The sequence below is a fragment of the Rhizobium mongolense subsp. loessense genome (genome assembly GCF_900099775.1).
Taxonomy (GTDB): Bacteria; Pseudomonadota; Alphaproteobacteria; order Rhizobiales; family Rhizobiaceae; genus Rhizobium; species Rhizobium loessense.
In genome coordinates, this window is record NZ_FMTM01000001.1 from 1,113,655 (window position 1) to 1,127,693 (window position 14,039).

The 14,039-nt window shown below is 60.4% G+C and carries 14 protein-coding genes; 9 read left to right on the top strand and 5 right to left on the bottom strand.

Annotated elements, in window-relative coordinates; all coding sequences use genetic code 11:
• Window positions 1-37: 37 nt before the first annotated feature.
• Window positions 38-463 carry an Hsp20 family protein gene (locus BLP23_RS05575; protein WP_022713463.1) on the bottom strand — a complete coding sequence of 142 codons (426 nt, stop codon included), beginning with the start codon at window positions 461-463 and terminating at the stop codon, window positions 38-40.
• 270 nt (window positions 464-733) lie between these two features.
• On the opposite strand from BLP23_RS05575, the gene BLP23_RS05580 reads away from it, so the two are divergent.
• Window positions 734-1,678 carry a nucleoside hydrolase gene (locus tag BLP23_RS05580; RefSeq protein ID WP_092583864.1) on the top strand — a complete coding sequence of 315 codons (945 nt, stop codon included), beginning with the start codon at window positions 734-736 and terminating at the stop codon, window positions 1,676-1,678.
• 37 nt (window positions 1,679-1,715) lie between these two features.
• Here BLP23_RS05580 and grpE read toward each other — a convergent pair whose 3' ends face one another.
• Complete coding sequence (gene grpE, locus BLP23_RS05585) at window positions 1,716-2,348, bottom strand: nucleotide exchange factor GrpE (RefSeq protein WP_092583865.1); 633 nt, start codon at window positions 2,346-2,348, stop codon at window positions 1,716-1,718.
• A 101-nt stretch (window positions 2,349-2,449) separates the two neighbouring features.
• Window positions 2,450-3,538 (bottom strand): heat-inducible transcriptional repressor HrcA, encoded by a 1,089-nt coding sequence (gene hrcA / locus BLP23_RS05590; protein WP_092584288.1) that lies wholly within the window; start codon window positions 3,536-3,538, stop codon window positions 2,450-2,452.
• 184 nt (window positions 3,539-3,722) lie between these two features.
• On the opposite strand from hrcA, the gene rph reads away from it, so the two are divergent.
• From rph to hemW, 4 genes are read left to right on the top strand one after another with little or no spacing between them, the layout of a single operon-like run.
• Window positions 3,723-4,442 (top strand): ribonuclease PH, encoded by a 720-nt coding sequence (gene rph, locus BLP23_RS05595; RefSeq protein WP_028739408.1) that lies wholly within the window; start codon window positions 3,723-3,725, stop codon window positions 4,440-4,442.
• Window positions 4,439-4,855 carry a VOC family protein gene (locus BLP23_RS05600; protein ID WP_092583866.1) on the top strand — a complete coding sequence of 139 codons (417 nt, stop codon included), beginning with the start codon at window positions 4,439-4,441 and terminating at the stop codon, window positions 4,853-4,855. The genes rph and BLP23_RS05600 overlap by 4 nt, the downstream gene beginning before the upstream one ends.
• An 8-nt stretch (window positions 4,856-4,863) precedes the next feature.
• Entirely contained in the window at window positions 4,864-5,508 is a 645-nt protein-coding gene (gene rdgB / locus BLP23_RS05605; RefSeq protein ID WP_092583867.1) for an RdgB/HAM1 family non-canonical purine NTP pyrophosphatase, read from the top strand.
• A gap of 9 nt (window positions 5,509-5,517) precedes the next feature.
• Entirely contained in the window at window positions 5,518-6,720 is a 1,203-nt protein-coding gene (gene hemW / locus BLP23_RS05610; protein ID WP_092583868.1) for a radical SAM family heme chaperone HemW, read from the top strand.
• Window positions 6,721-6,723: 3 nt separating this feature from the next.
• Here hemW and BLP23_RS05615 read toward each other — a convergent pair whose 3' ends face one another.
• Entirely contained in the window at window positions 6,724-7,638 is a 915-nt protein-coding gene (locus tag BLP23_RS05615; RefSeq protein WP_092583869.1) for a DMT family transporter, read from the bottom strand.
• 211 nt (window positions 7,639-7,849) lie between these two features.
• Between BLP23_RS05615 and gcvA the strand changes: the two genes are divergently transcribed.
• The 4 genes from gcvA (at window position 7,850) to BLP23_RS05635 (ending at window position 12,924) form a co-directional block, all read left to right on the top strand.
• Window positions 7,850-8,734 (top strand): transcriptional regulator GcvA, encoded by an 885-nt coding sequence (gene gcvA / locus BLP23_RS05620; protein ID WP_092583870.1) that lies wholly within the window; start codon window positions 7,850-7,852, stop codon window positions 8,732-8,734.
• 125 nt (window positions 8,735-8,859) lie between these two features.
• Window positions 8,860-11,046 (top strand): TonB-dependent siderophore receptor, encoded by a 2,187-nt coding sequence (locus BLP23_RS05625; protein ID WP_092583871.1) that lies wholly within the window; start codon window positions 8,860-8,862, stop codon window positions 11,044-11,046.
• A gap of 28 nt (window positions 11,047-11,074) precedes the next feature.
• The gene (fhuF, locus tag BLP23_RS05630) at window positions 11,075-11,806 is read left to right on the top strand and encodes a siderophore-iron reductase FhuF (RefSeq protein WP_167363830.1); all 732 of its coding nucleotides are present in this window, start codon (window positions 11,075-11,077) and stop codon (window positions 11,804-11,806) included.
• A complete protein-coding gene (locus tag BLP23_RS05635; RefSeq protein WP_092583873.1) occupies window positions 11,803-12,924 on the top strand; it encodes an ABC transporter substrate-binding protein in 1,122 nt (373 codons plus the stop codon). Before fhuF ends, BLP23_RS05635 begins: the two co-directional genes overlap by 4 nt.
• Here the strand turns inward: BLP23_RS05635 and BLP23_RS05640 are convergent.
• Window positions 12,921-14,003, bottom strand: coding sequence for a saccharopine dehydrogenase family protein (locus BLP23_RS05640; RefSeq protein ID WP_092583874.1), 1,083 nt, complete (start codon window positions 14,001-14,003; stop codon window positions 12,921-12,923). The genes BLP23_RS05635 and BLP23_RS05640 overlap by 4 nt on opposite strands.
• Window positions 14,004-14,039 lie beyond the last annotated feature (36 nt).

Sequence of the window (14,039 nt, forward strand, 5' to 3'; positions counted from 1 at the left end):
CCGGGAGAAGGGACCAACAGCCGAATGGGCCGTTGTCCTACTGTGAGACCGAAATGTTAATTTTCTTCACCATGCGCGCCGGTTCCGGACGGACGAGATCGACGGCAAGCAATCCGTTCTTGAGGCTGGCGCCCAGAACCTGCATGCCGTCTGCCAACACGAAGGTTCGCTGGAACTGGCGCGCAGCAATGCCGCGATAGAGATATTCATGTTCGCCATGCTCGACCTGGCGGCCGCGGATCAACAATTGATTCTCTTCCGTCGTAACGTCCAGCTCATCTTCGCTGAAACCGGCGACGGCGACCGTGATGCGCAGGCGCTCAGGCGCTCCCTGGCCGGGGGCAATACGTTCGATATTGTAGGGTGGGTAACCGTCGCTTGCCTTGGAAATGCGTTCAAGCGTCTTTTCCATGGCGTCGAAGCCCAGAAGCAGCGGGCTGGCGAAAGGTGTCATGCGGCTCATCTGTCAAAGTCCTTGATGCAAGCGACCTTTCCGGACCTAAGCGTAGCATCCGGACGTCGTTAATATGGGAAGTGTGTGCCTTTCGCGCAAGACATATGCGGCCCATCGCAGTCACATGAATTTAAGACGGTTGGACTGAGGCCCTTGCTTGACAAAGATCATGGCGGCTCGCATCACATCGTCGACCGCAGCGGCTGCGCCGATCTGCGACGGAAAAATAAACGAATGGTGCCTGCCACGAGAACGTGCACCTTGAGACGGAGCAACGCAATGGCGAACCCCAGAAAGATCATCATCGACACCGACCCCGGCCAGGACGATGCAGCGGCCATCATGCTTGCCTTCGGCAGTCCCGAAGAGCTGGAGCTGCTCGGCATCACGACCGTCGCAGGCAATGTGCCGCTCTCCTACACGAGCCGCAACGCGCGCATCGTCTGCGAGCTCTGCGGACGGACCGGCACGAAGGTTTTCGCAGGCGCCGACGCGCCAATTGCGCGCAAGCTGGTCACCGCCGAGCACGTGCACGGAAAGACCGGCCTCGATGGACCGGAGCTCGATGAGCCGACGATGCCTGTGCAGGCACAGCACGCGGTCGACTTCATCATCGAGACGCTTCGCCGTGAGCCGGAAGGCACGGTGACGCTCTGCACGCTGGGACCGCTCACCAATGTCGGCATGGCCTTGAAAAAGGCGCCAGACATCATTCCGCGCATCCGTGAACTGGTGATGATGGGAGGCGGCTTCTTCGAGGGCGGCAACATAACGCCCGCCGCCGAATTCAACATCTATGTCGATCCGGAAGCAGCCGACATCGTCTTTCGTTCCGGCATAGCGATCGTGATGATGCCGCTCGATGTGACGCATCAGTTGCTGACACGGAAGGATCGCGTGAAGCGCATGGCCGATCTCGGCACGGCACCGGCCAAAGCTATGGTCGAAATGCTGGAATTCTTCGAGCGCTTCGACGTCGAGAAGTATGGCTCGGACGGTGGGCCTCTGCACGATCCGGCAGTCGTCGCCTACCTACTGAAGCCTGAGCTCTTCAAGGGCCGTGACTGCAATGTCGAGATCGAGGTGAAGTCGGAGCTGACCGTGGGCATGACGGTGGTCGACTGGTGGCATGTGACCGACCGCAAGCGCAATGCCAAGGTGATGCGCTATGTGGATGCGGACGGCTTCTTCGATCTGCTGATCGAGCGCTTCGCCCGCATCTGATTTTCTCACTGATTATGAAAGGCGCCTGAGACGAAGGTCAGGCGTCCTTTTCGGTGAACGCTGTGTTGAGGTCTGCATCCGCTGCCTTCGGGCCGCCTTTGGCCACGCCGACCATTGCAGGACGAAGAACGCGCTCGCCGATCGTGAAGCCTGCCTGAACGACCTGGACGACGGTGTTATTCGCCACTTCGGCATTCGGAACCTCGAACATCGCCTGGTGGAAGTTCGGATCGAACTTCTGGCCGATCGGATCCAACTTGCGGACGCCGTGGCGCTCAAGCGCTGAGAGCATGGAGCGCTCCGTCATCTCCACACCTTCGATCAAAGTGTCGAGGCCCGTCTCGCCCGCTTCCTTCGCCTCGGCCGGGATGGCATCGAGCGCGCGGCGCAGATTGTCCGAAACGGCAAGCATATCGCGCGCAAAGCCCGCGACTGAGTAGGATTTTGCATCCTTCACGTCGCGCTCCGTGCGGCGGCGCAGATTGTCCATTTCGGCGGCAAGGCGCAGATAGCGGTCGCGCAGCTCGGCATTTTCGGCCTTGAGCACTTCAAGCGGATCCGGCTGGCGCGGCGCTTCCACCGTGGTTTCGTTCTCGACGTTTGCGGCAACGTCGTCTGCGGCTTCAGCCGCGGCAGCGTCAGATCCGTTTTTCGTCGTTTCGTCAGTCATGACGGTCTCCGGTAGTGGGTTCTCTTGGGATGCGCCCGATATCGAGCTTTGACCGCAAAAAATCAAGTCTGCGTGACAAAGAAGAAAACATTCCGGGTCTTTTATAGCGTGCCGCGCGCAAGCCGGGATATCAGCTGGGCAGTGTAATCCACCATCGGCACGATGCGTGAATAATTGAGCCGCGTCGGCCCGATGACGCCGACGGCGCCGACAATGCGGTCGTCATCGTCGCGATAGGGCGCAACGATCAGCGACGAGCCGGAAAGCGAAAAGAGCTTGTTCTCAGACCCGATGAAGATGCGCACGCCCGGACCGGTTTCGGCAAGGTTCAGCAGCTCGATCAGGCTGTCCTTCTTTTCGAGATCATCGAAGAGCATGCGGAGCCGATCAAGGTCCTCCGCGCCCGCCAGGCCCTCGAGCAGATTGGATCGGCCTCGAATAATAAGCTGCGGCGGCTTGCCTTCATCCGCATCGCCAGACCACACCGCGATACCGCGCTCGACGAGATCCCGGGACAACGCGTCGAGCTCGTGGCGGACGTTCTCCTTTAAGCGACTGAGCTGCTTGCGCAATTCCGGCAATGTCTGCCCGGACATATGGGCATTGAGGAAGTTCGCGGCCTCCGTCAGCTGCGACGACGTAACGCCTGCCGGCAATTCGATAATGCGGTTTTCGACCTGATCGTGATCGCCGACCAGCACCGCCAACGCCTTGGTGGGCTCCAGGCGGATGAATTCGACATGCTTAAGGACCGGATCGCTCTTTGAGGTGATGACGAGCCCTGCGCCGCGCGAAATGCCCGACAGCATCCGGCTTGCCTCGTTCATCATCGATTCAACCGGATTGTCGCGGCTTTCGGGGCGAACCTGGCGGTCGATATTCGCACGGTCCTCGGCGGAAAGGTCGCCGACCTGCATGAAGGCATCGACGAAGAAGCGAAGGCCGCCCTGCGTCGGCAGGCGTCCGGCGCTGACATGCGGCGAGTAGATCAGGCCCAACTCTTCCAGGTCGCTCATCACGTTGCGCACCGACGCGGGCGATAGCGACATTGGCAGAAGGCGGGAGAGATTGCGCGAGCCGAGCGGCTCGCCACTTTCCAGATAGCCTTCAACGATGCGGCGGAAGATTTCCTTGGAGCGTTCATCCAGCGCAGCAACGGCATCCGAAACCGACGTCGACCTGAACCCCATGAACTTCCTTAGACCTGCGCTGCTGATGACGATCCTTAAAATATAGCCGTTCTCGCCCTCGTAGCAAAAGGGAATTTGCAAATGGCTGCGGCCAATCGTAGAAGCGGTCGACACCATTCAAGCATGCATGATGTTTTGCGAGAACCGCTTCACGGTTTTCTGCATCGTGCTTCAGGAGATCACAATGCGGCCCTCAGGCAGAAAAACCGACCAGATGCGCAAAGTCACTTTCGAGCGCAATTTTTCAAAGCATGCGGAAGGTTCGTGCCTCGTCAAATTTGGCGATACGCATGTGCTGTGTACCGCAAGCCTGGAAGACAAGACGCCACCGTGGCTGCGCAACACTGGAAAGGGCTGGGTCACGGCCGAATACGGCATGCTGCCGCGAGCAACCGGCGAGCGCATGAAACGCGAGGCCGCCGCCGGCAAGCAGGGCGGGCGCACACAGGAAATCCAGCGCCTGATCGGCCGCTCTCTTCGGGCCGTCGTCGATCTCAAGGAACTCGGCGAGCGCCAGATCACGCTCGACTGCGACGTCATTCAGGCCGACGGCGGTACGCGCACGGCCTCCATTACGGGCGCCTGGATTGCGCTCTACGACTGCCTGAAGTGGATGGAAACCCGCAACATGATCAAGGTCGAGCGCGTGCTCAAGGATCATGTCGCTGCGATTTCCTGCGGCATATTCGCCAGCCAGCCGGTGATCGACCTCGATTATCTTGAAGATTCCTCTGCCGAAACCGATGCGAATTTCGTCATGACGGGCGCGGGCGGCATCGTTGAAATTCAGGGGACCGCCGAAGGCACACCGTTCACGGACGGGGAATTTGCCGCGCTGATGACACTGGCGAAAACCGGCATCGTTGAGCTCGTCGACATGCAGAAACAGGCCATCGCCGGATGACTGCCCTGCTGGAAGGCATGCTGGAGACCGCGCTTTATGCGAAGGATCTCGACAAGGCCGAGGCTTTCTACGAAGGCGTGCTCGGCCTTGCCAAGATCACGCGCGCCGCAAACCGGCATGTATTCTTCCGCTGCGGGCAAGGCGTGCTGTTGATCTTCAACCCCGATGAAACGGTGAAACCGCCAGCGGCCGACGCCCTGCAGGTGCCGCCCCACGGCACGAAAGGTCAGGGCCACGCATGTTTCCGGGTGTCTGGTGAGAACATCGATGCCATGGCGGTGAAGCTCAAAGCCGCGGGCATCGAAATCGAATCCGAAGTCCACTGGCCGAATGGCGGCCGCTCGATCTATTTCCGCGATCCCGCGGGAAACAGCCTCGAATGCGCCGAAGCCAGAATCTGGGGCATTGAATAGGACCGACCATGCGCACGCTTGAAACGAAGACGATCGTCGTCGCCAGCCACAACGCCGGCAAGATCCGCGAGATCCAGGATCTGATCGGACCGCTCGGCTTTACCGCCAAATCGGCAGCGGACCTCAACTTCCTCGAGCCTGACGAAACCGGCACAACCTTCGAGGAAAACGCGACGATCAAGGCTCTCGCCTCTGCCAAGGCAGCAGGAATGCCGGCGCTTTCCGACGATTCTGGACTGGTGATCGATGCGCTTGGTGGCGATCCGGGCGTCTATACGGCCAACTGGGCCGAGACTGCAGACGGCACGCGCGACTTTGCAATGGGGATGGAAAAGGTGCACCAGGCGCTGGAGAAAGCCGGGGCCACAAAGCCGGAGCAACGACGCGCACGCTTCGTCAGCGTGCTCTGCCTCGCCTGGCCAGACGGCCATACGGAGCTTTTCCGCGGTGAGGTGGAAGGTAGGGTCGTCTGGCCGCCGCGCGGTACCCAGGGTTTCGGTTACGATCCGGTCTTCCAACCGGAAGGTTACGACATCACCTTCGGCGAGATGAATGCCGAGGAAAAGCACGGCTGGAACATTGGCAAGCCGCAGGCCCTGTCGCATCGGGCGCGCGCATTCAAACGCTTTGTCGAAACCTGCCTGGAAGCGTAAGGTCGGTTCGTGGAGATTCTCGATACGCCAAGCTTGACGCGCGATGCGATGCTTCTGCCCGATACCGGCGAGCCCGGTTTCGGGGTCTATGTGCATTGGCCCTTCTGCGCGGCGAAGTGCCCCTATTGCGACTTCAACAGCCATGTCCGTCATCAGCCGGTCGACCAGGAGCGGTTCGCCGCTGCTTTCCTGAAGGAGATGGCCGCCGTTCGCCAGATGAGTGGACCAAAGACGGTGACGAGCATCTTCCTTGGCGGCGGCACGCCGTCGCTCATGCACCCAGCAACGGTTTCGGCCATTCTCGACGGTATCTCCAAGCACTGGCATGTGCCGAACGGCATCGAGATCACGATGGAGGCCAATCCTTCGAGCGTGGAGGCCGAGCGCTTCCGCGGCTATCGCGCCGCAGGCGTCAATCGCGTATCGCTCGGCGTTCAGGCACTGAACGACCGGGATCTGAAATTCCTCGGCCGCCTGCATGACGTCGCCGATGCACTGAAGGCCATCAAGCTGGCGCGCGACATCTTCCCGCGCATGTCGTTCGACCTGATCTATGCCCGTCCCGCCCAGACCGTCGAAGAATGGGAAAAGGAGTTGAAGGAAGCGATCTCATACGCGGTCGATCACCTCTCGCTCTACCAGCTGACGATCGAGGAGGGCACGCCTTTCTACGGCCTGCACAAAGCCGGCAAACTGATCGTGCCGGATGGGGACCAATCGGCGATCCTCTACGAGGCGACTCAGGAGATCATGGCGCGCGAGGGTATGCCGGCCTATGAGGTTTCCAACCATGCGCGGCCCGGCGCCGAGAGCCGCCATAACCTCACCTACTGGCGCTACGGCGACTATGCCGGGATCGGCCCCGGCGCACATGGCCGCCTGACGCGCGGGCCTGAGAAGATCGCAACGGCGACCGAGCGCAAGCCCGAGACCTGGCTCGAGCTTGTCGAGCGCGACGGGCATGGCATTCTGGAGCAGGAACGGCTCGGCTATGACGAGCAGGCGGACGAATTGCTGCTCATGGGGCTGCGGCTGAAGGAAGGCGTCGATCTTGCCCGCTGGCAGCAGCTGTCCGGCCGGGATCCGGATCCGAAGCGCGAAGAGTTTCTGCTGGAGCACGGCTTCATCGAGCGGATCGGCAATTCCCGACTTCGCTGCACGCCGTCGGGCATGCTGATCCTCGATTCGGTCGTCGCCGATCTCGCCTGCTGAGCCTCAGGCTGCCCGCCTTTTCCCAAGCGACATCAACCGCCCGTCGATCGCCGCAAGGCCGACCGCGATCGTCGCCATGCCGATCAGATGTTTTGCCTGCAGCTGCTCGCCAAGGATGACCGTACCCAGCAGAATGGCGCTGACAGGAATGAGGAAGGTCACCAGCGCAAGGTTCGTTGCGCCCGCCGTTGCGAGAACCCGGAAGAAAAGCACATAGGCGATGGCGGTCGAAAGCAGTGCGAGACCGAGCAGCGCCAGCCAGGTTTCGATACCAGGAGCGGGCAATGCCCATGGACGGTCGGCAATCAGCGCGATCGGCAGCATCAAGATGGTGGAGGCCGTGACCTGGCCTGCGGCCGGCAGCAGCGGCGGCATGCTCATCGCCCGGAAACGGCGGCCCCAGATGCCGGCGAAGGAATAGGAGATGGCAGCACCAAGGACCGCGAGCTGCGCCAGAACATTCGAGCCGAGATCATGGAGCACATCGAAGCCGATCATATAAGCCACGCCGGCAAAGCCGACGAGCACGCCGATCAGGCGGTGACCGCTCATCTTCTCGTCGGTGGTCAGGATATGGGCAACAACGACGGTAAAGAGCGGCGTCGTGGCATTCAGGATCGAGGCAAGGCCGCTTGCAATGTGAGTCTGGCCCCAGACGATGAGGCAGAAAGGGATCATATTGTTCAGCACACCCATGCCGAAGAAGGCGACCCAGCTCTTGCCGTCGCGCGGCATCGTATGACCCATGAGCCGCACGATGATATTGAGCGCGAGCGCTGCCAGCAGCACGCGGCCCGTGACGATCGTAAACGGCGGCAGTGCCTTGACGAGAATGCCGTTGAAGAGGAAGGAGCCGCCCCAAAGGAGGGACAGGACCAAAAGCATACTCCATTCGGCCAAGCCCATTTGTTTCTGCATGTCTTTCTCCCTTCATTGTTCGCGGGCTTACGATACGGCGGATGATTTCGCCACCCGTTTCTTGCGCACCAGTTACGGCCAACTACGATTTTTGCTCGATGAATGTCGCTTCACGATTCTGTTTAGTGATCGCTTTCGTTCTGATATTATTTCTATAATCCCACTTCGGCAAACGAGTCTTTTTCGGCATATGCTTTAGCTGGACTAAACCATGAGCGAATTTCTGCCATCCCTTTCGGCCCTACGGGCTTTCGAAGCTGCAGCGCGGCATCTCAGCATGACACTGGCAGCCAAGGAGCTGCATGTGACGCCCGGCGCCGTCAGCCTGCAGATCCGCGATCTGGAAGCCGCACTCGGCGTACGGCTTTTTGAGCGGAAGACGCGGGCGCTCGCCCTCACAGTCGAGGGCGCGGATTACTTCGCCACACTGCAGACCGCCTTCCGGCTGATGAGAGAGGCGACGGCTGCGATTGCGGCGCGGGCACGCGGCTCTGTGCTGAACGTCACCTGCACGGCAGGCTTCGCGACCTATTGGCTGGTTCCGCGGCTCGGGCGTTTCGAGGAGATCCATCCGGAGATCGACGTGCGCATCAGTGCCTCGCATCGCGTGCTCGACTTTCAACGCGACGGCATCGATCTAGCCATCCGGCACGGGCTCGGCGGCTATGACGGCCTCGTCAGCGAGCGGTTAGTGGATGATGAGCTGGTGCCTGTCTGCATTCCACGGCTGGCGGCGCAGCTTGGAGACCACCCTTCGCCAGACACGCTCGCCGGCTTCCAGTTGATCCATGATGTTTACCGTCACGACTGGAAGCTCTGGCTGGAGGCAGCAGGGGCGACCAAGGTGGACGCCTCGCGCGGCCCGATCTTCATGCATGGCAATGGCGCCTACGAAGCTATGAAGGCTGGCCTCGGTTTTGCACTGATGCGGCGGTCATTTCTGGAGAAGGAACTCGCCGAAGGCGCCGTGGCCGCCCCCTTCCCGCTTGGCGTTGCGAGCCGCCTCGCCTTTCATCTCGTCTATCCGGGGGCCGCACTCGAACGCCCGGCCGTCGCGGCCTTCCGGCGTTGGTTGCTTTCGGAAGCGAAGAGCTGACGATCCTCGCGGTCGCCTCCCCAAAAAAAGTGGATAGATTTACTCATAAAAAGGGTTTTCATCCGGCTTTTTGTTGACTATTACACTCATGAATTATGAAGTGAACCGCCAAGAGTTGTAAGCTGATGAAAATACATGTTTTTGCCAGGTCGCTGCGGGCATCCGCACTGACCGGCGCCGCCATGGCCCTTCTCGTCCTTCCCACCGCTGCGCAGGACGCGGCCTCTGAAAACCAGCCGGATGATGGCGCGACAGTGCTAAAGGAGATCGTCGTCAGGGGCGGCAGCGGCGGTGTCATCCAGGCGGATGGCTATGTCGGCAAGAGCAGCGCAACAGGTGCAAAGACAGACACGCCCTTCATCGAAACGCCGCAGTCGATCTCGTCCGTGACGGAACAGCAACTCAAGGACCGCAACCCCCAAACGCTGCTCGACACGCTCGCCTACACGCCTGGCACGCGCGTGGGTGCTTATGGTTTCGATCCACGATTCGACAGCTTCGCGGTGCGCGGCTTCGACGTCACCTACACGGGTGTTTTTCGCGACAACCTGCGCCAGCCCGGCGCCGGCTCTTCTCTCTTCAAGACCGAACCCTACGGCCTTGAGGGTGTTTCGATTCTGCGCGGCCCCTCGTCGGCTCTCTATGGCGCCTCCGGCGCCGGCGGTCTCTACAACCTGATCACCAAGCGCCCGACGGAAGACCCCTATCATGAACTCCAGTTGCAATACGGCACGGAGCAGCGCTACCAGGGCCAATTTGATTTCTCCGGCCCTGTCAACGACCGCGATCCCTTCTATTATCGCCTCACTGGCCTCTATCGTGACGCCAATACGGAGCAGATCAGCGTTCCGGACGACCGCGTCTATATCGCGCCGGCTTTCACATGGAAGCCGGACGAGGACACAAAGCTTACCATCCTCGGCGAATATTCGCGCACGAAGACGGGTGGCACGGCCGCTTACTACAACGACCCAGTCACCGGCGAAGTGACGGACTATTTCGCGGGTAACCCTGCATTCAACGATTCTGTTCAGAACCAGGGCCGCATCGGCTATGAGTTCGAACACAGGCTCAACGACACCTTCGTCTTCCGTCAGAATGCTCGCTTTTCGACATTGAACATCGACACCGATTGGGCCTTTGCCTACGCACCAAATGCGGTCGATCCAACGCTTTTGGATCGCAGCGCCGGCACGTTTGACGAACGCCTGACGGCCTTTGTTATCGACAACCAGCTCGAGGCGAAATTCGACACGGGCGATATCGACCATACGCTGCTTGCCGGCCTCGACTTGACCCGGCTTCGTTGGCGTTCGCTCGACGGCCGCGGCGTCTCGCCGCCGCTTGATACCAACAATCCGAACGCAGGCGCTTCAGTCCCGCACATCGACTTCCAGACCCGCACCGTCCAGGACCAGTGGCAGGCCGGCACCTACCTGCAGGACCAGATGCGCTATGACGCCTGGCTGCTGACCCTCGGCGGGCGCTACGACTGGGTTTGGACTGATACGGAAAATACCGATCTCGTTGCAGATACAGTGGACACCATCTCTCAGAAGGACAAGGAATTTTCCGGCCGGATCGGTCTGAGCTACGAGACCGACTTCGGCCTCGTGCCCTATATCAGCTACTCGACCGCCTTTGCGCCGAATGCCGGTATCAACAGGGAGACCAACGCTCCCTTCAAGCCGACCGAGAGTGAACAGGAAGAGATTGGCGTCAAATACCTATTACCGGAAAGCAATACGATGCTTTCTGCCGCCCTATTCAATATCGATCAGAAAAACAGTCTTTATTACGAGGTTGTGAATCTGCCGAGCGGCCCAGAAAACATTCAGGTCCAGCGTGGCAAGATTCGTTCCCGTGGCCTCGAGATCGAGGCGAACACGAGCCTCGACAACGGCCTGTCGCTGGTCGCGTCCTATACCTTTACGGACGCCAAGATCCTCGAAGGCCCGACGGGCACCGTCGGCAACTATGTTTCCTCCGTGCCGAAGCATATGGCATCGCTCTGGGCCAACTACAAATTCCAGGAAAGCAGCCCGGTTTATGGAACGGGCGTCGGCCTCGGCGCCCGCTACATCGGCAAGAGCTACGGCAATGACGAAAACACGAGGGAAAACAGCGCCCGCGTGCTTTTCGATGCAGCAGTCAGCTACGACTTTGCTGCACTCGACAAGAAGTACGACGGTCTCAGCCTGCAGGTGAACGCCACCAATTTATTCGACCGCCGCGAACCCGTCTGCTCGGCAGGCTTCTGCTACCGCGACCAGGGCCGCTCGGTGATCGGCACGCTGCGCTACACTTGGTAGGCCGATGGCAAGCGCGTCGCATCGAAACATGACAATGGAGGGCGCGCCGCTTGGCCTATCGTCCGCCTTTTCCGGCGAGCATGCCTGGTGCCGGGACAAGATGATGATGAGCAAGGAGCTTACCGGCGGCGTGTCATTGCCTGCTTTTTTCCGGGACGGAGGCTTTCAGCGCGCGATTGATCGCTATGCGGAATTATCCGGCGGCAGCGACCGGCGCGCCGTCGTTTCCATGTGGTCGCTCTATTATTTCTCCGCTCTTTCTATCCCCTACTTGCTTGCCCGGCGCCTGGGCGGCCAGGCGCTTCCGGTCGGATTCGAAGAGATGACGATCGCATTGGAGGACAACGGCCTGCCGCGCGCCTTCGGCGTCCCGCATGCCGGCACGATCGAAAGCGAGGTCGAGACCGAAGGTTTCACGGCCGTGGGTCCCCTGCTCGAAACCCACCTTGGCGAGGCCGTCCTGCGGTTGCAGGCTTGCGGCATCTCGGCGAAGCTCTGCTGGAACAACGCTGCCGTCTATATCGATTATGCATTGCGGCTGACTGGAGGAGAACCATCAGGCGGCCCCGACCTTCCGCTCTTTGTGCGCGGCTACCTGCCGGATGGCGGCGTAAACCCGTTTTGCGGCTGCGTCAGCTATCTGGATGAAGAGGGTAAGCAGGTCGCACGGCGCAAGATCTGCTGCCTTCGATACATGCTTCCCGGAATTCCAAGCTGCGGCAAACTCTGCGCATTGCCGAGCCAGAGGAACCCGCAATGACCGAGCGTCTCATGACACGACGAAATCTGCTCGCCGTGGCTTCCGTCGTTCTTTGTGCTCCGCATGTTGCAAAAGCGCAATCTGCCTGGCCGCTCACCATCACGGATGCGATCGGCCGCAAGGTGACGATCAGGAAAAAGCCGGAAGCCGTAATCCTTGGGACAGGATTCAACCTTGTCGCGCTGTCGCTGATCCATCCCGATCCCGTCAGCCTGCTCGCCGGCTGGGCAAACGACATGAAGGGAGACAATCCCTTTATTTATGAGGCCTTCCGAAAGAAATTTCCGGCGATCGAGAACGTGCCTTTCGTCGGCAACGGCCAGGCGGATGGACTGTCATTCGAGGCGGCGCTCTCGCTTAATGCCGACCTTGCGATCATGGCCATGTGGCAGGCCGACAGCGAACTCGGCCAGCGTGCGATACAGTATCTCGACACCGTCGGTGTGCCGGTCGTTGTTGTCGATTTCAATCGCAACCCGCTGAAGACCACGCCGCGCGACATGCGCCTCCTCGGCCGGATTTTCGAGCGGAATGAGCAAGCCGAAGATTTTGCCAGGTTCTTCGAGACGCGGCTTGATCGCATCAAAGCCAAGGCGGCGATGGACAGCGGCCCCGTCGTGCTGATGGATGCCTTTCCAAGCGATGTCCGCGGAAGCTGGGCAATCGGCCGCACTGGGCTCGGTGAATTGATAACCCTTTCAGGCGGCCGCAACGCCGCCGCCAAGAACCTTCCACCCCAGGGCGGACCGGTGACTGCGGAATATATCCTCGCAGCCGATCCCGATGTCTACATTGCTACCGGATCACCCGGCGGCACCTATACGGCCTTTTCCATCGGTCCAGGCGTCGATCCATCGGAAGCCCAGCGCTCGCTCGGTGAAACGGTGAAGATGCCAAATCTTGCCCCGCTGAAGGCGGTTCGCGAAGGCAAAGTGCACGGTATGTGGAATTTTTTCAATGCCGTGCCGCTGAACATTCTGGCAGCCGAAGCGGTGGCGACCTGGGTCAGGCCCGAACTTTTCGACGACGTCGATCCGGCAAGCAGTCTTGCCGAGATCAACGAACGTTTTGCCGCGGTGCCCTTCGAAGGCGCCTATTGGACGAGCCTCACGGCCTAGTGGCGGCTTGAGGCGCTCGCCTTGAACAGGCTGCCTGTTGGCGTCTGCAGGAACACATCAAGCGGGATGTGCTCTTGATGCAGGAAGCCCGTTGCCGGCAGCAGGCCGTCGCGGACCATTTCGATGACGGCGACGACGGATGCCGAGGTCGTCCAGGCGATCGCCGTACGGCGCGCGCCGGCAATCTCGATCGGATAATAAGCGCGCACGAACTCCTTGCGGCGGAGGCTTCCTGCCTGCGTGCCTTCGGCCGCGACATGGACATAGACCACGTCGTCGTCGACGGGCGGCTTGGCATTGGTCAGGATTTCGCCGGCCAGCTTTCGCTGCTCCCGCATCAGCAGCTCATGGAAGAAGAAATTCATCAGGTCCATATGGCCCGGATAGCGCATCGTCTTGTAGTCGAGATTGTCGACCTTGCCGCAGAGCGTATCGCACATCGTGCCGAGCCCGCCAGACGTGGTGAAGGCTTCAAGCTTGACGCCCTCGACATAGATCGTTTCATGCCATTCCATCGGCGAGACGAACTTGCGCACACCGCCTTCGATGACCTCGCAATCGTTGAGATATTCATTGACGACGCCTTCCGGCGACCAGTTGAAGGCATAGCCCAACAAGCCCGTCGGGTTCTGCGGTAAAGCACCGACACGCATGCGGATCGAGCGGCAACGGTCGAACCCATCGGCAAGGCTTGCACCAACAATGCCGACGAAGCCCGGCGCCAGTCCGCATTGCGGCGCCATCAGGCCACGCGACGTCTTCGAGAGTTCGATGATCAAATTGGTGGTCGGAACGTCTTCCGTCAGGTCGAAATAATGGATGCCTGCCAGGTGGGCAGCCCGCGCAAGCTCGATATTGAGATGGTACGGCAGGCAGGAGAGCACTGCTTCCACGCCGGATAGCAGCTCCGTCACAAAGGCCGAGTTGGAAACATCGCCGACGCGGCACGTGAACGGCACCTCGGCCGGCGGCAATTGCGCATCGACGCCCGTCACGTCGAAGCCGCCCTCATGCAAAAGCGTTGCCGCAAGCCGTCCGACCTTACCAAGTCCGAGAACGACGATCCTCTTAAAACTCATCTTTACCCTCCCATGCGCCGTCGAAGCCGCGGCGCT